The 18,238-nt window shown below is 77.0% G+C and carries 13 protein-coding genes; 6 read left to right on the forward strand and 7 right to left on the reverse strand.

The genetic code is table 11. The annotated features are described in order from the left end of the window. Nucleotides 1–12 precede the first annotated feature (12 nt). Nucleotides 13–951: a DMT family transporter gene (locus D459_RS0101470; RefSeq protein ID WP_338044390.1), complete on the reverse strand. Its 939-nt coding sequence runs from the start codon at nucleotides 949–951 to the stop codon at nucleotides 13–15. A 152-nt stretch (nucleotides 952–1,103) separates the two neighbouring features. Here D459_RS0101470 and D459_RS30375 point away from each other — a divergent pair, with 152 nt between their 5' ends. Beyond that, nucleotides 1,104–2,027, forward strand: a complete 924-nt coding sequence (locus D459_RS30375) for a LysR family transcriptional regulator (protein WP_017591212.1) — start codon at nucleotides 1,104–1,106, stop codon at nucleotides 2,025–2,027. 183 nt (nucleotides 2,028–2,210) lie between these two features. Here the strand turns inward: D459_RS30375 and D459_RS0101480 are convergent, their stop codons facing one another. The 3 genes from D459_RS0101480 to D459_RS0101490 form a co-directional block, all read right to left on the reverse strand. Next, complete coding sequence (locus tag D459_RS0101480) at nucleotides 2,211–3,908, reverse strand: thiamine pyrophosphate-dependent enzyme (RefSeq protein ID WP_017591213.1); 1,698 nt, start codon at nucleotides 3,906–3,908, stop codon at nucleotides 2,211–2,213. Nucleotides 3,909–4,155: 247 nt separating this feature from the next. After that, the gene (locus D459_RS0101485; RefSeq protein ID WP_017591214.1) at nucleotides 4,156–4,473 is read right to left on the reverse strand and encodes an AzlD domain-containing protein; all 318 of its coding nucleotides are present in this window, start codon (nucleotides 4,471–4,473) and stop codon (nucleotides 4,156–4,158) included. Further along, nucleotides 4,470–5,228 carry an AzlC family ABC transporter permease gene (locus D459_RS0101490; protein WP_017591215.1) on the reverse strand — a complete coding sequence of 253 codons (759 nt, stop codon included), beginning with the start codon at nucleotides 5,226–5,228 and terminating at the stop codon, nucleotides 4,470–4,472. The genes D459_RS0101485 and D459_RS0101490 overlap by 4 nt, the downstream gene beginning before the upstream one ends. Nucleotides 5,229–5,510: 282 nt before the next feature. On the opposite strand from D459_RS0101490, the gene D459_RS0101495 reads away from it, so the two are divergent. From D459_RS0101495 to D459_RS0101510, 4 genes are all read left to right on the forward strand, one after another. Further along, on the forward strand, nucleotides 5,511–8,060 hold the full coding sequence (locus tag D459_RS0101495) for a hypothetical protein (protein WP_017591216.1): 2,550 nt from the start codon (nucleotides 5,511–5,513) through the stop codon (nucleotides 8,058–8,060). Between the two features lie 277 nt (nucleotides 8,061–8,337). Beyond that, complete coding sequence (locus tag D459_RS0101500; RefSeq protein WP_017591217.1) at nucleotides 8,338–8,805, forward strand: GNAT family N-acetyltransferase; 468 nt, start codon at nucleotides 8,338–8,340, stop codon at nucleotides 8,803–8,805. 220 nt (nucleotides 8,806–9,025) lie between these two features. Continuing rightward, complete coding sequence (locus D459_RS0101505; RefSeq protein ID WP_017591218.1) at nucleotides 9,026–9,688, forward strand: PaaI family thioesterase; 663 nt, start codon at nucleotides 9,026–9,028, stop codon at nucleotides 9,686–9,688. Nucleotides 9,689–9,805: 117 nt separating this feature from the next. After that, a complete protein-coding gene (locus D459_RS0101510; protein ID WP_017591219.1) occupies nucleotides 9,806–11,638 on the forward strand; it encodes an AMP-dependent synthetase/ligase in 1,833 nt (610 codons plus the stop codon). Between the two features lie 70 nt (nucleotides 11,639–11,708). Here D459_RS0101510 and D459_RS0101515 read toward each other — a convergent pair whose 3' ends face one another. After that, complete coding sequence (locus D459_RS0101515; protein WP_017591220.1) at nucleotides 11,709–12,035, reverse strand: CU044_2847 family protein; 327 nt, start codon at nucleotides 12,033–12,035, stop codon at nucleotides 11,709–11,711. Between the two features lie 230 nt (nucleotides 12,036–12,265). On the opposite strand from D459_RS0101515, the gene D459_RS37290 reads away from it, so the two are divergent. Continuing rightward, nucleotides 12,266–12,571, forward strand: a complete 306-nt coding sequence (locus tag D459_RS37290) for a DUF397 domain-containing protein (RefSeq protein WP_161634155.1) — start codon at nucleotides 12,266–12,268, stop codon at nucleotides 12,569–12,571. A 16-nt stretch (nucleotides 12,572–12,587) separates the two neighbouring features. On the opposite strand, the gene fxsT is transcribed toward D459_RS37290, so the two are convergent. Further along, nucleotides 12,588–17,114 carry an FxSxx-COOH system tetratricopeptide repeat protein gene (gene fxsT, locus D459_RS0101525; protein ID WP_017591222.1) on the reverse strand — a complete coding sequence of 1,509 codons (4,527 nt, stop codon included), beginning with the start codon at nucleotides 17,112–17,114 and terminating at the stop codon, nucleotides 12,588–12,590. Beyond that, a complete protein-coding gene (locus D459_RS0101530; RefSeq protein WP_017591223.1) occupies nucleotides 17,111–18,226 on the reverse strand; it encodes an AAA family ATPase in 1,116 nt (371 codons plus the stop codon). Before D459_RS0101530 ends, fxsT begins: the two co-directional genes overlap by 4 nt. Between the last annotated feature and the right edge of the window lie 12 nt (nucleotides 18,227–18,238).

Here is an 18,238-nt window from a genome sequence, read left to right on the forward strand (position 1 = left end):
GCGGCTCCGCGGTCACCCGGAGGGCTGCGGCTCCCGCTCCGGGGCGGGGGCGGCCGCCCCCGCGGGCACCGGTTCCGGGGCCCGCCGCCGGAGCCGCAGCACCCCCTGGGTGAGCGCCGCGCCGAGCAGGATCAGCACCGTGCCGGCCGGCTCGTTCCAGGACAGCCGCTCGCCGAGCAGCAGCGTCCCGGCGGCGACGGCCACCACCGGCACCAGGTAGGTCACGGTGGAGGCGACGGTCGCCCCGGCGTCCGCGATGATCCGGTACTGCAGCACGTAGGCCAGGCCGGTGCCGAAGACGCCGAGCGCCGCCACGGCCAGCACCGCGTCCGCGGGGACCCGGGCCGGCGCCCCGTCCAGCACCGCGGTGGCGGCCAGCATCTGCACCGTCCCGATGAGCAGCTGCGCGGCGGCCAGCTCCACCGGGCCGTACCCGGCGGCCAGGGCGGGCCGGGCCGGTCCGCCGGGCTCGGCCGGGCGCCGCCCGGTGAGCAGGGCGCGGCGCAGGTAGGGGGTGCCGATCCCGTAGCAGAGCGCGGCGCCCAGGGCGAGGAGCATGCCGGTGCCGTCCGCCCCGCCGAACCCGGCCCACACCCCGAACACCACCAGCACCCCGGCGAAGCCGACGCCCAGCCCGGCCAGCCGGAGCGGCCCGGGCCGCTCGTCGGAGAGCATCAGCATCGAGAACACCATGGCGAACAGCGGCGTGGCCGCGTTGCAGATGCCCGCGAGCGCGGACGGGATGTGCTGCTCGGCGTAGCCGAACAGGGTGAACGGGATGCTGTTCAGGAACAGGGCCGCGACCGACAGGTGCAGCCAGATCCGGGGGGAGGAGGGCAGCCGGCCGCCGGTCAGCAGGACCAGGGCCAGCAGCGGGAGGGCGCCCGCCGCCATCCTGCCCAGGGTGATCTGCGCCGGGGTGAACGCGGTGGTGCCGATCTTGATGAGCAGGAAGCTCGCCCCCCCACACCAGGGCGAGCAGCAGGAACCGCCACTGCCAGGAGGCGGGCGGCCGGAGAGCGGTCGTCATGGGATGTTTCTATCCCGCCCCGTCCGCTTAGGTCTACTTCAATCTCCTTAAGGACCCTGTTAGAATGGCTTACATGCTGAGTGTGGAACGGATGCGGGTCCTGCACGCGATCGCGCTCAACGGGTCGCTCACCGGCGCCGCCGAGGAGCTGAGGGTCACCAACTCCGCGGTCTCCCAGCAGCTCAGCAAGTTGGAGCGGGAGGTCGGCCAGCCCCTGGTGGAGCGGAACGGGCGCGGGGTCCGGCTCACCGAGGCCGCCGAGGTACTGGTCGAGCACACCTCGCGGATCCTGTCCATGGTCCGCCAGGCCGAGGCCGACCTGGAGGCGCACCGCGACGCCGTCATCGGCCACCTGCGGCTGTCCGCGATCGCCACCGCCGCCCGCGGGCTGCTGCCGCAGGCCCTGGTGGCGCTCCGGGAGAACCACCCCGGCCTGGTCGTGGAGCTCGCCGAGCAGGAACCGGACGAGAGCGTGCCGGCGGTCGCCCGGGGCGAGTCCGACCTGGCCGTGGTGGTCGACTGGATCGGCGCGCCGCTGCCGCTCTCCAAGGGGATGGCCCGCGCCCCGCTGATGGACGACGTCGCCGACATCGCGCTGCCCGCCGGGCACCCGCTGGCCCGGCACGACCTGGTGTCGCTGGAGGACGTGCTGCGGCTGCCCTGGATCAGCTGGACCCGCGGCGGCACCTGCGACGAGTGGCTGCACGGCATGCTCCGGGAGCGCGGCGTCGAGCCCCGCATCGCGCACACCGCCGAAGAGCACCAGACCAAGATGGCCCTGGTCGCCGCGGACCTGGGCGCCGCGGTCATCCCCCGCCTCGGCCGCGGCCCGGTCCCCGAGGGGGTCCGCCTGGTCCAGGTGCAGCCCGCCCTGGTCCGCCAGGTCTACGTGTTCTGGAACGCCGACGCCGCCCGCCGCCCCGCGATCCGGGCGGCGGTGCGCGCCCTCCGCGAGGCGGCCCAGACCGTCTGCACCGCGGGGCGCCCGCCGGTCTGATGCCGACCCGGACGCCGCCGGACAGGCCGCGCGGCCCCCTCGGAGACCGGCGGGGGCCGGCCCGGCCGCGCGGAACGGACCGGGACCGGGCCGGCGCGGCCGCGCCGCGGGCCGCCCGCCGGGACGCGCGGGGCCGCCGCCCCGGACCGGTGCGGCGATCCCTCCGGCGGCCCGCCCACCGGGTCAGCCGCCGTGCCCGCCGAGCAGCCCGGAGAGGGTGGCGCCGGGGCTGATCACGTCCGGGTCGGTGCGCGCGTCGATCAGGGTGGGCAGATCGGAGCCGAGCGCCCCGGAGAGGGCCTTGGCGAACTCCTCGGGGGTGTGCGCGGTGGCGCCGCGGGCGCCCAGCGACCGGGCGTAGCCGGCCAGGTCCAGCGGGCCGCTGATGTCGGTCGCCGCGGTGCGGCCCAGCTCGCGGGCCTGGTGCATGGCGATGGTGCCGTACAGGCCGTTCTGGAACACCACCACGATGATCGCGGCGCCGGTGCGCACCGCCGTCTCCAGCTCCTGGCCGGTCATCAGCGCGCCGCCGTCGCCGGCCACCGCGACCACGGTGCGGTCCGGCTCCACCAGCTTGGCGGCGACCGCCGCGGGGACCGCGTACCCCATGGCGCCGCTGGTCGGCGCCAGCTGGGTGCGCGGCTCCTCGAACCGCCAGCCGCGGTGCAGGAACGCCGCGAAGTTCCCGGCGTCGTTGGCGAGCACCGTGTCGGCGGGGAGCGCGGAGCGCATGGCGTCCACCACCGCCCAGGGGTGCAGCCGCCCGCCCGGGTGGACGGCGGCCTCGGCGGGGGCGGAGGTGCCGTCCAGCCAGGCCCGGTGCGCGGCGGCGAAGTCCCGGCGGGGGGCGGTCAGCGGGGAGTCGGCCAGGGCGCGCAGCGCCCGCCGGGCGTCGGCGACCGCGCCCAGCCACACCCCGGAGACCGCCCCGACCTGGTCCGGGTCGATGTCGATCTGGGCCACGGGGGAGTCGGCCGCCCGCAGCCCGGGGGCGGGGAACCGGTAGGCCTGGGTGGTGGTCTCGCTCAGCCGGGACCCGACCACCAGCACCGCGTCGGCCTCCTGCAGCGCGGCCGTCACCTGCGGCGGGCAGCCCAGCCCCAGGTGGCCCAGGTAGAGCGGGTGGCCGTTGGGGAAGACGTCCTGCCGCCGCCAGGAGGCGTACACCCCGGCCTGGAACCGCTCGGCGACCCGGACCAGCTCCTCCCGGGCGCCCCGCGCGCCGCCCCCGGCGATGATCACCGGCCGCTCGGCCCCGGCCAGCCACCGGGCGAGGCGGTCCCGCTCGTCCTCGCCCAGCGCGGGCCGGGGCGGGGCGGCCCCGGGCAGCAGCGCCGGCGCGCCGACCGGCCGCCCGAACAGGTCGCCGGGGACCGCGATCGCGACCGGGCCGGGCCGCCCCGAGGTGGCGATGCGCAGGCCGCGCGCGGTCGCCTCGACCAGCCGGTCGGCCCGGGTGACGGTGGTGGACCACTTGGTGATCGGCGCGTAGAACGCGGTGAGGTCCACCTCCTGGAAGGCCTCGCGCCCCAGGTGGTCGGTCTCCACCTGGCCGAGGAAGACCAGCATGGGGGTGGAGTCCTGCATGGCGGTGTGCACGGCGACCGACAGGTTGGCGGCGCCCGGGCCCCGGGTGGCCGCGGCGACGGCGGGGACGCCGGTCAGCTTCCCCTCGGCCTCGGCCATGAACCCGGCCCCGTTCTCGTGCCGGGTGGACACCAGCAGCATGTCGCCGCGCCGGTCGATGGCGTCGGCGAGCTCCAGGAAGCTCTCGCCGGGGACGGTGTAGCAGCGCCGCACGTGCGCGGCGGCCAGCAGTTCGGCGACCGCCTCGGCGGCGGTGCGGCGGTCGGTGTCCGGGGAGGAGGTCTCGGGGGGCACGGCGGTCCTTCCATCGTTGCAAGGAGCACGGTCGCGGGGGCACCGCGAGGAGCACGGCCGCGGACCCCGGCGGGCGGACCCGCCCGCCGGGGTCCGCGGCCCTTCACCGGCTACCTGCCCCGGGAGAGGCCTCCCGTCACTTCCGCCGCGCGGCCGCCCTGCACGGGGCCCGCCGGGAGCGCGGACCGGCGGCGGGCCGCCTGCCCGGGCGGAGCAGGGGCCGGGGGCCGGCCCCTGCGGAGACGGCCTAGCCGAGCCCGGCCGCGCGCAGCAGCGCGGTGGTTCCGGCGGCGGCCAGGACCACCACCAGGAAGGGCGCGCGCAGCAGCAGGGCGGCGGCCGCCGCGGCCAGGCCGGCCAGCCGGGCGGCGTCGGCGACCAGCGCGGACCCGCCGTCGGTGAAGGACTGCACCGCGACCAGCGCGGCCAGCAGCGCCACCGGGACGGTCAGCGCGAACCGGCGCACCGGCGGGGCGTCCAGCAGCCGCCGGGGCGCCGCCAGGCCGGCGAACTTCAGCAGGTAGCAGCCGACGGCGGTGACGGCGATGGCGATCCACAGGGTCACGGCCGCACCTCCCGCCGGTCCGCGGCGCCGTCCGCAGCGCCGCCGCCGTCCCCGCCCGGGGGGACCGGTCCGTCCCCGGGACGGGCGGCCCCCCCGGCTCCGCCGCCGGCCGGCGTACCGCCGTCCGGGGCCGGGCCGAGCAGCACCGCCGCGGCGGCGAGCAGCACCGGGACGCCCGGCGGGAGGAACGGCACCGCGGCCAGCGCGATCAGCGCGCCGCCCGCGGCGACCAGCCGGATCCGGCCGCTCTCCCGCAGGCGCGGCCAGAGCAGCGCGAGGAAGATCGCCGGCCCCACCGTGTCCAGGCCGAATGCGGACGTGTCGCCGATCCGCTCGGTGGCGACCGCGCCCAGCAGGGTGGTCGCGTTCCAGAACACGAAGAGGGAGGCGAAGGTGGCGATGAACGCGGTCCGGGACGCGGCCGGGGTCCGCTGGGCCAGGGAGGCCGCCGCGGTCTCGTCGATGACGCCGTGCGCGGCCACCGCCCGCCGGGCCCCGCGCCAGCCGAGGAGGTCGGCCATGCGCAGCCCGTACAGGGTGTTGCGGGCCCCGAGCAGCAGCGCGCCCACCGCGCCGGCGATCAGGTTGCCGCCCCCGGCGACCACCCCCACCAGCGCGAACTGCGAGGCGCCGGTGAACGCGAACAGGCTCAGAGCGCACGCCTGGGGCACGCTCAGCCCGGCGGCCACCGCCGCCGTGCCGAACGCCGTCCCGGAGACCCCGACCGCCACCCCGATGCCCAGCGCATCGCGCACCGGCGGAGAGAGAGGGAAGACTGGATTGCTCACGCCCCTGAACCTAGGGCGCCGGAAGTGTCCCGTTCTTGAACGTTATTGCGCCTTCGCGGCGCCGAACGGAACCGGGCGGCCGGCCCCCTCGCTCCGGTCCGGGCGCGGGGCTCCTGCGCGCCGCCCTCCCCGCCCGCTCCCGTCCTCCCGCGCGGCCGGATATTCGCTGTACGCCGGGGCCGGGCGCCACTAGCGTTCCCTCGTCCGCCGCCCCTGCGGCCGGAGCCGATGACGAGGAGACGGAGCGACATGCGCATACCGGGTTCGGCGGACCGGCCGGCGGAGCCGCAGGGGCGGGAGGCCGCCCGGCACGGGTACCTCCGGATGCGCGACGCGCTGCGCGCTCTGGCCATCGAGCGCTCGGCGGAGGCGGAGCGCGCCCGGCACGGCCGCATCGCCGACCGCCACCTCGACCGGTGGGGCGGCCTGGACGCCGGGCTGCCGCTGCTGGCCGCCGAACCGGAGCGGGGCGACGAGGACGGCGGGTACGGGCTGCGGAACACGGTCCGGCACCTGGCGGCCGCGGGCCGGGACCGGGACGTGCACCGGCTGCTGGCCTGCGAGCGGCCCGCCGACCACCGCCCCGGCGCGGTGAACGTCTGGTTCGACGCGCGGGACCGGGCCGGCGACGTCGAGGGGTACCTCGCCGACCTGCGGACCGCCCGCGCGCTGGCGGCCGCGGCCGCTCCGGCCGGCGGCCGCCCAGCGCCCGGCCTGGGCCTGGAGATGCGCTACGCGCTGATGGGGATCTGCGCGGCCCGGGCCGCCGGCCCCCGCTTCGGCGAGTCGGAGGAGTTCCCCGCCCTGCTGCTGGAGGCCGGGATCTGGGACGGCGTCCGGGCGCTCTCCCGCGCCCGCGCCCGGGACCGGCCCGGTGAGCGCTGCCGGGCCCTGCTCGCGCTCCTGCCCCACCTGCCCGCCGCCGACCGGGCGGCGGTGGCGGAGGAGGCGATGGACCAGGCTCTGGTGGTCGGCGGCCCCCGCGAGGACCTGGTGGCGGAGGTCGCCCCGCTGCTGCCGGCCGAAGCCTGGCACCGGCTCTTCGACCGCGTCGAAGTGGAGTACGCCGACGGGTACGGCTGCCACGAGGTGCTGCGCGACCTGGCCCCGCACATGCCGGAGGAGGCCGCCGGCCGCGCGCTGGCGGTGGCCGCCGCCCGGCCGCCGGACATCGAGAGGGCGCTCGCCCTGGACGGGGTCGTCCCGTACCTGCCACCGGAGGCGGCCCTGGACGCCGTCCCGGCCGCCCGCGCCCTGGGCGATCCCCGGTACCGCGCGGACGCCCTGACCGCGCTGGCCCCCCGGCTGCCCGCGCAGGACCGGGCGGCGGTGCTCACCGAGGCCCGCGCCGCCGTCGCCCTGCTCGACCCGGCCGCCGAGTACGAGGGCTCGGTCCGGCTCCGCTGGACCGCGCTGATCCCGCTGCTGTCCGCCGCCGAGCGCCCGGACGCGCTGGCCGAGGCCGGGGCGGGGGAGGAGCCGCCGGGCCGGGCCGAGCTGTGGGCCGACACCGCCGCCGCGGTCCCCGCCGCCGAGCGCGGGCCGCTGCTGCCCGGCGCCCTGGAGGCGGCCCGGGCGGTACCCGACCCGTTCGACCGCACCCGGGCGCTGCACGCGGTCGCGTCCCTGCTCCCGCCTGAATCGAGGGCGCCGGTCCTCGCCGAGGCGCCGGCCGCGGCCCGGGCCGTCGCCGACCCCTGCGACCGGGTGCGGATGCTGCTCTCCCAGGCGGAGGCGGTGCCCGAGGCGGAGCGGGCGGGGGCCGCGGGCGAGGCCCTGTCCCTGGCGCGCGGGCTCACCGACGCCGACGACCGCGCCGAGATGCTGATCGGGGCCGCCGGCCTGCTCCCGCCGGAGGAGCGGCCCGCACCGCTGGCCGAGGCCGTCCGGGCGGCCCGCACCGTGGCCGACGAGGACCGCAGGTACACCCTGCTGCTCGACGCCGCAGGGCTGCTGACCGGGGCGGAGCGCCGCGACGCGCTGGCCGGGGCCCTGGAGCTCGCCCTGGAGCACGTCGGCCACCAGAACTTCTTCGCCTACTCGCTCCTGGACGACCTCGCCCCGGTGCTGCCCGAGGACCTGATGGTCCGGGTGCTGGAGGAGGTCGAGGAGGACGGCCGTCCCGGCTACCTGGCCCGGGTCGTGACCGGCCGGGCCGGGCACCTGTCCGGGGCGTCCCTGGAGGCCGGGCTGGCCGCCGTCCGCCGCCTCCCGGAGGGGCGGGACGGGCAGCGGGCCGCCGCGCTCACCGCCCTGTCGGACCGGCTGGACGGGGAGCGCCGCGTCCGGGTGCTGGAGGAGGCGCTGGCGGCGGCCCGCGCGGCAGGCGCCGACCCGGCCGGCATCCTGGCGCGGCTGCCCGCGGACGCCGGGCGGCGCCGGAGGCTCCTGGCCGAGCAGCTGTCCCGTCCCCGCCCGGTGTTCTTCTTCTACCACTCCCCGGGGGAGGCGTTCGCCCAGGTCGCGCCGTACCTGGACGCGGGGGAGCGGCCGCCGGGCACGCCGTGGGCGGCCTCGGGGGCGCCCGAGCCGGTGGCCTTCGCCGACGCGCCGATGCCGCACGGCATCTGCCACGAGGAGCAGGCCCACGCCGAGCTGGGCCGCGCCCAGCGGGACCGGAAGCGGGGCGCCCCCGACCACGTCGTCCTGGGCCGGGTCCGGGCCGCCCTGGACCGCTACTCGACGGGCGATGCCCCGGGCTCCCCGGTGCTGCTCGGCGCCGCCCGGGAACTGGGCGGCCCGGCGGCGGGCCGGGAGTACCTCGCCGCGCTGCGGGACGTCTACCGCTGGTGGCCCTGACCGGCCCCGGCGGCGCTCTCCCGCAGGGTCCGGCCTCGGTGTCGCGGCCGGTGCCGGTGCTCCGGGTCCTCCGGGGCCGGCGGGCCGCGCCGTCCGCTCCGGAGGGCGGGGCGGGGAGGCGCCGCGCGGCCGAGGGGCGTGCCGCCCCGCAGCCCCGTCGACCGGTCCCGCATCGGCGGGTGCTTCGGGGCCACTGGGCCTGGATCGTTGCCGGGGAGGGAGGAGTCTCCTGGTCGGTGGCCGTTGGATCGGCGCCTCGGCGCACTAGGGTGCGGCCATGCGGAACGACGAGAGCGGTGGGCGGGCGCGGGGCGCGGTGGAGATCGGGCCCGCGGTGGGCGAGGCCGACCGGGCGGCCTGCTATGTGATCAGGGGGGCGGTCTTCGTCGCCGAGCAGGGGGTGTCCAGCGCGCTGGAGCCGGACGCGGAGGACCCGGGGGCCGAGCACCTGCTGGCCCGGGTCGGCGGGGTGCCGCTGGGCACGGTGCGGATGGTGGTCCGCGGCCGGACCGGGGTGCTGGGGCGGCTCGCGGTGCTGCCGTGCGCGCGGGGGGCCGGGCTGGGCGCCCGCCTGGTCCGGGCCCTGGAGGAGCACGCCGCGCGGTGCGGGGTCACCCGGATCGAGCTCCACGCCCAGCTGCACGCCCGGGACTTCTACACCCGGCTCGGCTACACCGCCCACGGGCCCGAGTTCACCGAGGCCGGGATGGTGCACGTGTCCATGGCCAAGGAGCCGGTCGGCTGAGCGGGGCGGTGGCGAGGCTCACGAAATACCGGGAGGCGGGGCGCGGGTTGGAGAGAGCGGGCGGCGGCTCCGGGCCGCGGGATCCCTCCCGCGCGGCCCCGGGACCGGCGCCGTAAGCTACTACCGAGTAAGATTCGGTTCGGGGGCCGGGCCCGAGAACCCGGCCTCCGGTACGCGCACGCGCCGAGCGGCGCTGCGGATCGAATCGTTGAAGGAAGACATGACGGTCGACGCACAGCCGGTGACGGAACTGCCGGATCCCGCCGACTACGGATTCACCGTGGTCCCCGAGGAGGAGATCCCCGCCGAGCTCGCCTCGCTGGTGGAGCGGGTCCGGTCGCTGATGGACGCCGCCGCGCACACCGAGGCCCCGCCCGAGGCGCTCGCCGCGGCCGCCGACGCGGTGGCCAAGGCCGAGGAGCTGGTCCAGGGCGGCCGCCGGCAGCTGGGCGCGATGGTCCGCTACACCTACCCCGACGACTCCATCGAGTACGGCACCCTCACCAACGGCGTCTCCGGGCCGGTCAACCCGCTGGCCCCGCCGCTGGTCCTGGAGAAGGACGCCGAGGGCGGCGTCCGCGGCGAGGTGCTGCTGAACGGCCTCTACCAGGGGCCGCCCGGACTGGTGCACGGCGGCTGGCTGGCGGCCCTGCTGGACCAGGCGCTGGGGACCGCCTCCAGCGTCGCGGGCATGCCGGGGCTCACCGCCAACCTGGACGTGAACTACCGCGAGCCCACCCCGCTCAACGTGCCGCTGGAGATCAGCGCCCGGGTGACCGGGACCGAGCGGCGGAAGGTCTTCGTCTCCGGTGAGATCCGGCACGGCGGGAAGGTCACCGCAGAGGGCACCGCGATCATGGTGCGCCTGTCGCTGCCCGAGTGAGGGGTGCGCGCAGGGGCGCGGGGCCGCTCCGGGGGCCGGGGGAGTATGGCGTTTGTCATGCCGAGCGTCCGTGTCAAATGTTCGTATTTGTTACGAATGTCGGATAGACACAGGAGAGTGACCCACATCTCCACCCCCGCAGCGAGCGAGCCCCGCACCCACGGCGGCCTCGCAGAGGTCCTCTTCGAACGCGCGGACCTCCACCCCGAGTCCGCGATGCTCAGCCGCAAGGCCGACGGTTCGGGAGGCTGGCGCGACGTCCCCGCCGCCGAGGTGCGCGGCCAGGTCATGGCGGTCGCGAAGGGCCTGATCGCCGCCGGCGTCGCCGCCGGCGACCGGATCGGCCTGCTCTCGGCCAACCGCTACGAGTGGACCATCGCCGACTTCGCCGCGTGGGCGGCCGGCGCGATCCCGGTGCCGATCTACCCCTCCTCCTCGCCCGAGCAGATCGCGATGATCCTCAACGACTCCGGCGCCGTCGGCTGCATCGTCGACGGCGAGGCCGCGACCGCCGCGGTCGAGGGCGTCCGGGAGCAGGTCCCGGGCCTGCGCCGGCTGTGGACGCTGGACCCGCTGCGCGGCGAGCCCGGAGCCCTGGAGGCGCTGGCCTCCGCCGGGGCCGAGGTGGACGACGCGGAGGTGAAGGCGCGCCGCGAGGCCGTCTCCCCGTCCGACCCGGCCACCATCGTCTACACCTCCGGGACCACCGGGACCCCCAAGGGGTGCGTGCTCACCCACGCCAACTTCTTCGCCGAGATCGACGGCGCCACGCACGCCCTCTCGGTGCTCTTCGAGGGCGAGCCGGGCGGCGACGACGCCCCCTCCACCCTGCTCTTCCTGCCGCTGGCGCACGTCTTCGGGCGGATGGTGGAGGTGGCCGCGGTGCACGCCGGCGCCAAGCTCGGCCACGCGGCCAGCGTCGCCGACCTCATCGCCGACCTGGGCACCTTCCGGCCGACCTTCCTGCTCGCCGTGCCCTACGTCTTCGAGAAGATCCACACCGGCGCGCGCAAGCGGACCGGCGGGCTGTCCCGGCGGATCTTCGACGCCGCCACCGAGACCGCGGTCGCCTACAGCACCGCGCTGGACGGCCCCGGCGGCCCCGGCCCCCTGCTCCGGCTCCGCCGCCGCATCTTCGAGCCGCTCGTCTACCGCAAGCTGATGGGCGCCCTCGGCGGCCGGTGCACCCGGGTGATCTCCGGCGGCGGCGCCCTGGACGTGCGGCTGCTGCACTTCTACCGCGGCATCGGCCTGGAGGTCCTGGAGGGCTACGGGCTGACCGAGACCACCGCCGCGGTGCTGGCCAACACGCCGGGCCGGATCCGCCCCGGCACCATCGGCCACCCCCTGCCCGGCGTCGAGGTCAAGATCGCCGAGGACGGCGAGATCATGGTCAAGGGCGGCCCCGTCTTCTCCCGCTACTGGAACCGCCCGGAGGCCACCGAGGAGGCCTTCCGCGACGGCTGGTTCGCCACCGGCGACCTCGGCGAGGCCGACGCCGACGGCTACGTCCGGGTCAGCGGGCGGAAGAAGGAGATCCTGGTGACCGCCGGCGGCAAGAACGTCGCCCCGGTCCCGATCGAGGAGCGGATCTGCGCCGACCCGCTGGTCGAGCAGTGCATGCTGATCGGCGACGGGCGCTCCTTCGTCACCGCGCTGATCACCCTGGACGCCGAGGAGTTCGCCGCCTGGAAGCAGCGGGCCGGCCGGCCCGCGGAGGCCACCGTCGCCGAGCTCGCCGACGACCCCGGGCTCCGCGCCGAGGTGCAGAAGGCGGTGGACGCCGGCAACGGCGCGGTCTCCCGGGCGGAGTCGGTCCGCGCCTTCACCGTGCTGGACCGCGCGTTCACCGTCGAGGACGAGACCCTGACGCCGACGCTGAAGCTGCGCCGCGCCCGGATCCTGGACCGCGAGTCCGAGGCGGTCGAGCGGATGTACGCCAAACGCTGATCCGGGCGGACCGGAACGGGCGGCGGCGCCGCGGCCGGCGAGGCCGGGCGCCGCCGCCCCGGTCCCGGGGTCAGCGGGGGGCGTCCCCCCGCCGCCAGGTGATCGTCACCTGGATGCTGCTCTCCCCGGTGGCCTTGGCCAGGAACACGTCGGCCTCGGCGCTGATCTTCATGCCCAGCTGGACGCTGAGCTCGTCGGCCTCCGCGGCGACGCCCCGCATCTCCCGGACGACCAGCGCGGACAGGTCGCGCACCCGGCCCAGGATCCGCTGGATCGTCTGGTCGGAATCGCGTAGTATGTCCCGTCCGCTCACGTCGCGCATCTGCGGCGAGCTGCCGGCGGCCTCCACCAGCACCGCCGCGCCCTCCTCGTTGTCGAAACGGACGATCTCCGCCATTTGCCTCCCTCGGGCCGGGTCCGGCACCGGAATCGGAAATGCCATGGTCACCTGGATCGCCACAATGCGTAAGGGAAATGTCCGGGACCGGTCGACATAGAGATAAACGATCGGGGGATAACCACGCCGACCGGCGCCCAGTCGGGAATTTCGCCATGGGACGAGTGCGCCCACCGCCCGTACCCCGCGTACCGGGGCGCGTTCCCCCAGTGCACGGCCGAGAGGTCCCTATGAACGCTGATCCGACGGAATTCTGCGAGGAGGCCGGGGAACGGGCCGGCCCTTTCACACCGCCCACCGGAGAGCACCGCCCGGACGAGGGGCGGCGCCTCCGGCGGGGGCTGCACGACGGGCGCGGATGGCGCACCCCGCGGAGAAGCGATCCGAACGCCCATGGCTGTGTGGAGGCCCGTCCCGCGGCGGCGGGCGTCCGAGTGCGGGACTCCCGCAACCGGGACGGCGCCGAACTCGGCTTCGGCGACGGCGACTGGTGCGCCTTCCTGGCGCTGCTGCGCCGCGGCGCGTCGGTCGACTGACCCCGCCGGCCCCGGTTCACATCAGGTTGGGGAACAGGTCGCAATTGGCCCGGACGTCCTGGGCCGCCGACCGGGTGGCCGGGTGGTCGGAGCCGAACACCAGGGCGTACCGGGCCACCACCCGCTTCCTCTCCTCGAGGCAGGCGTCCCCGTGCACCGCGGCCCTGTCCAGCAGCAGGTTGCGTTCGGCCGCGAGGGTGAGCGGGTGCTCGTCGCCCAGGGCCGAACGAGAGGTCCGCAGCGTCCGCTCGTCCAGCTCCAGCGCCTTGGCCGGGTTTCCGCCGACGAACAGGTCGCTGGCCAGGTTGACCGCGTTGGCGATGGTGCTCGGGTGCCCTTCGCCGATCCCGGTGTGCACCTCCAGCGCGGCCTCGTCGAGGAGGCGGGCCTCATCGGCCCGCCCGAGCAGCCGGAGGATCACCGCGTGGTTCAGCGCGACGTCGGCGTAGGCCGGATGCCGGTCGTTGTAGGCGCTCCGGAACCCCTCCAGCGTCCGCTCGGAGAGGGCGAGCGCCTGGTCGTACTCGCCCGCCGCGCGCAGCGCCACCGAATGGCAGCCGGCCGCCTGCAGGGTGGTGAACGCCTCCGGCGCCCCCTTCCCGAGGTAGATCGCATAAGTCTCCTCGGACAGCGCCAGCGCCTCCTGGACGCGTCCCATCCGGCGCAGCAGGGTCGCCTGCAGCAGCAGCAGGCCGAGCCGGAACTGGTTGTCCTCGGGGTAGACCCGCTCGGCGGTGGTCCTGCAGTCCTCGATCAGGTCCAGCCCCTTGCCGAACTCGGCCCGCTCCATCAGGCCCACGGCCAGGGCGTACCCGCTGGACAGGGTGCGCGGGTTCTCCGGCCCGAGGATCTCGGTCCTGCGCTGCAGGTTGTACCCGTCGATCGCCATGGCCTCCTCGAGGCGGCCCATCAGCCGCAGCCCCACCGCGTGGATGTGGGCCGTCTGCAGGGTCAGCGGGTCGTCCCGGCCGAGCACCCGCTCCTGGGCCTCCAGGACCTCCCCGCTGACCTCCAGCGCCTCGTGGAACCGGCCGAGGTTGCGCAGCTGGAGGACGAGGTCCTGGCGGACCTCCAGGGTCTCCTCGTCGGCCGCGCCGCGCAGCCGGGTGAGCGTGTCGACCACGTGCAGGGTGAGCGAATGCGCCTCCTCGAAGTCGCCGAGGGTGGACAGCAGAGCGGCGTACCGGGCGCGGGCGCGCAGCGTCTGCGGGTGCTCGGCGCCCAGGTGCCGGGTCCAGTGGTTGACGGTGGTCTCGGCCAGCGTCCGGGCCGCCTTCACCCGGCCCCAGGTGTGCAGGAACGAGATCTCGTTGAGGACCAGCTGCCGGCACCACGGGCTCTCGCAGTCCCACTGCTCGGTCTCCCAGATGTGCGGGAGCAGCTCGGCGTAGCGCGGCCAGTCGGCCACCGAGTCCGGGTCGCCGGGGTCGAAGTTGGCCAGCAGCTGGTGCGCGCAGTGCCGGTACTCGGCGCGGCGCTCGTCGTCCAGCGGCAGCTTCAGCGTCTCCTGGACCAGCTTGTGCAGCTGGAAGGTGGAGGTCCGGTGGTCCATCCGGGCCAGCGCGTACCGGTCGATCGCGCGCAGCACCCGGCCCAGCCGCACCGCCGGGTCGGAGAGGACCTCCCGCAGCTCCGCCGGGCCCTCCACGTTGCGCGCGTTGTTGAACAGCCGCCGCGGGACGGGCTGCGGCGCCAGGAACGCGCACACCTGGAGCAGCCGCAGCGCCGCCGGGTCGGTCTGCAGCAGCCGGTCCAGCGCCATGTTCATGGTGGCGCCCACCGTCCACGGGTAGTCCGGCGAGGGCGCCACGCCGCTCAGCAGCTCCGCCTGCTTCTCGTCGAAGACCTCCAGCCAGTCGGCGGGGTCCATCATCGTCTCGTACAGCCACACCGCGGTCTGCTCCACGGCCAGCGGCAGGTCGCCGAGCTTGTCGGCGATCAGGTCGGCGTCGGTGGCGGTCAGCGACTCCGGGCCGCGCTTGGCGAGCAGCTCCACGCTCTCCTCGCGGCGGAACACGTCCACCTCCAGCAGGTGGCCGCCGGCGTTGCGCCAGTCCGCCGCGCGCGAGGTGATCAGCACCTGGCCGGGGCCGCCGCTGGGCAGCAGCGGCCGGATGTCCTCCGGCGCGGCGGCGTTGTCGTAGACCAGCAGCCAGTCCCGGTAGGGGTGGCCGGAGCGCAGCGTCTCCAGCACGGTCCGGGAGATGCTCGCCGGGTCGCGGTCGGCGTCGATGCCCAGCCGCGGGGCCAGGTCGATCAGCGCCTGCTGCACCTGGGTGGGGGTGTCCGCCGGGATCCACCACACCAGCTCGTAGCGGTCCTGGCTGCGCCAGGCGTACTCCAGCGCGAGCTGGGTCTTGCCCACGCCGCCCATGCCGCGCAGCGCCTGCGGCAGGATGTGCGTGTCCCCGGCGGTCAGCCGCCGGGAGAGCTCGTCCAGGAGCTCCTGGCGGCCGACGAACGCCGGGTTGCGCTGCGGGATCCGCCCCCAGACGTGGGGCCGGCTCCGGGACAGCGGCCCGCGGACCGGGCCGGGCGGGGCCGGGAGCACCGCCGGCCGCTCCACCGGGGCGGCCTGCTCGGGGACGGGGGCGCGCGAGGTCTCCGTGGCGACCTGGCGGCCGGCACCGGAGAAGTCGGGGTCTGCAGAGGTCACGTCTTCGTCTTTCTGCTCGGCTCGATCGTGGCCGGCGGCGGTCCGCACCGCCGGCGGGGCGCCCGCCGCCCCCGACCCGTCGGAGTCGGGGCGCGCCACGTCCCACAGTTCGGCGGCCCGGCGCAGCGGCCCGGGCAGGGCCCGCATGGCCGGCCGCAGCGCCCGCGCGGCGGGCGCCGTCTCGTCGTGCACCGGCGGCAGCGCCGGGTCGAAGGTCTCCCCGCGCAGCAGCGCCGCCAGCGGCCCGGTCCAGGGCAGCGCGCCGAACCGGTCCACCGCGGTCTCCAGCAGCGCGCGGATCCGGGCGCGCCGGCCGCCGGCGGCGAGCAGCGCGGCGCGCACCCCCGGGCGGAACCCCAGGGAGACCTGGTCGGCCCGGGTGACCGGGGCGCCGCCCGGCCGCCGCGCGATCAGGCCGGACCACAGCGCCTCGGCGGTGTCGGCGGTGGTCGCCTCCGGGACGAAGGCCTCCCGCACCGCGTGCACCATCGGCATGTTCAGCGGCACCGCGGCCAGGCACACCGCCAGTTCGAAGGCGGCCGGGGAGGCCGTCTCTCGGAACGCGGCCACCAGCTCCCCCGGGTCCGCGGAGGAGTCCGCCGCCAGGGGCGCCTCCTCCGGCGGGCGGGTGCCGAACGGCTCGGCGGTCGGCTCGGCCGGCACCGCCGACACCGGCAGCTCCGCCACGGCCGGCGACTGCGCGACGAAACCCGCCCAGCGCTCCAGGTCGGCGGTGCGCAGCGGCAGCACCGGGACGGGGACCGCGTCCGGGGAGCCGCCCTCGCCGGGCGGCGGGGCGAGGGCGCCCGCCGGGAGGCGGACCCGGTAGCGCGCGTTGGGCGCCATCGCGCCCCCGGGGGCGGAGAGCACCAGCGGCCGCGTGCGCAGCCCGGTCCGCGGCCACTGCGGCCGGTCGAGCACCTGCAGCACGGCGACCGCCGCCCGCCGCCCCCACCGGGCCAGCCAGGTCTGCACGGCGCCGCGGTGCCAGCCCTCGCCCGCGCCGTCGGTGAGCACCAGCACGACCTCCGCGGCGGAGGGCGCGCCGGAGAACAGCTCGCGCGGATCGGGCGCGGGCCCGTGGCCGGCGCGCAGCACGAGGTCGTCGGGCCACGCCTTGTCCGAGTCGAAGCGGAGCGCGCGGGTGCGGCGGAACAGCCGCAGCGGTTCGACCAGCGCCAGGAACTCCTCCACCAGCGGCTCGTGCACGAGCATCGGCAGCCCCGCGTCGACCAGCACGGTCAGCCGGTCCGCCGGGCGCCGCTCCGGCGCGAACCGGGGGATCAGCGGGGCGGGGTTCGGGCCGGCCGGTCGGCGCACCGCCAGCGCGCGCCGGGCGTAGGACTCGGCGGTGGCGTACTCGTCCAGCGGGCCGCGGCCAGGGCCGGGGAGCCTGCGGCGCAGCCGGGACAGCGCCCGGACCAGGCCCTGCCGGTCGGCGAGCTCGGGGCGGGGGACGGGGGCCGCGGGCCGGGCGGCGAGCGGCCCGCCCGGTGCCGGGGCGGTGCCGGTCCGCCCTGCGGGCGGGAGGATCCCGGCCGGCCCGCCCGGCCGCACCGGCGGCGGACCGGCGGGGGCGGCCGGCGGGACCGCGTCCCCCTGCCGGGGCGGGGACTGCGGACCGTCCGCGACCGCGCTCTGCGGTCCGCCCGCAACGGCGTCATGCGCTCCGCCCGCGACCGTGCTCTGCGGTCCGCCCGCAGCGGTGTCATGCGGTCCGCCCGCAGCGTCGGCATGCGCGGCGGTGCGGGCGGCCAGCCAGACCGCGTCGCCCACCTCCCACCACTGCGGGGAGCCGGTGCCGGGCAGCGGCGGGCCGGGGGGCGGCGGCTGCGCGGCCTCCCCCCGGTCGTCCCGGGGTCTTTCCTGGTCGTCGCGCCCGGTCACTCTCGGTCCGTTTCCGTGAGGCGTTGCCAGATCACATCGAGGACGTGCTGCCAGGCGTCCGAGTCCCAGGATGTGGCATGGGCCCGGACATCGGCACTAACGAGATGGACCGAGTTGAGTAGCTGGTCGATCGAGAGCCCGCCCTTGCCCGCGGACTCCTCCAGGAAGGAGCGGATCAGCTCCCGGTCGGCGCCGTGCTCGCGGGTGCCGAAGTGCGCCGCGACGATCTCCGCCAGCTGGTCCCGGTCGGGCGGGCGGAGCTCCACCGGCAGGCAGCGCCGGCGGAAGGCCGCCGGGAAGGGCCGCTCGGAGTTGCTGGTGATCACGGTGAACGGGAACTCGTGGCAGGCCACCGAGCCGTTCCGGACCACCGCGGTGCGCCCCGGGTCGTCGGTGGGCACGGTGGCCTCCGGCTCCGAGGAGCTCAGCCGGGCCAGCTCCGGGATCCGGTAGCCGCCGCTCTCCAGCACGTCGAGCAGGTCGTTGGCGAGGTCGGCGTCGCCCTTGTCGAACTCGTCGATGACCAGCGCCCGGGGCTGGGCCGACGGCAGCAGCGCGGTGCCCAGCGGCCCCAGCCTCAGGTAGTCGCCGATGGGGCGGCGCGCCTCCGGGGCGCCGCCGTCGGGCGCCGCGGCCGCGTCGGCGGAGATGTCGTGGATCCGGGCCAGCGGGTCGTACTCGTACAGCCCGGAGGCGAGCGTGCTGCGGCTGGTGATCGACCAGCGCAGCACCCGGCCCAGGCCCAGCTCGCGGGCGACCCGGTGGGCCAGGCTGGACTTGCCGACCCCCGGCGGCCCGGTGACCAGCAGCGGGCGGCGCAGCAGCAGGGCGGCGTTGACCGCGGTGACGACCGCGGTCTCGGCGGGGGAGAGCGGGCGGGGCCCGGTCGGCCGGGGCGGGCCGAGCACCCGCTCGCTCTCGTCCCGGTCCTCCGGCGGGGGAGCGGGGTCCGGCGTCCCGGGGAACCGGCGCCACGGCGGGGGCGGCGGGAGGCGCTCGCGCAGCGGAGCGGCGTAGGGGCTGGGCGTCCCGGTGCCCCGGTAGATCCACCAGGAGGGCGCCGCGGCGGCGCCATCCGGCGTGCCGGGGGCGCTCCCCGGGTCGGACGTCATCGGCGGGACCTC

This window comes from Nocardiopsis potens DSM 45234, from assembly GCF_000341105.1.
GTDB classification, from domain to species: domain Bacteria; phylum Actinomycetota; class Actinomycetes; order Streptosporangiales; family Streptosporangiaceae; genus Nocardiopsis_A; species Nocardiopsis_A potens.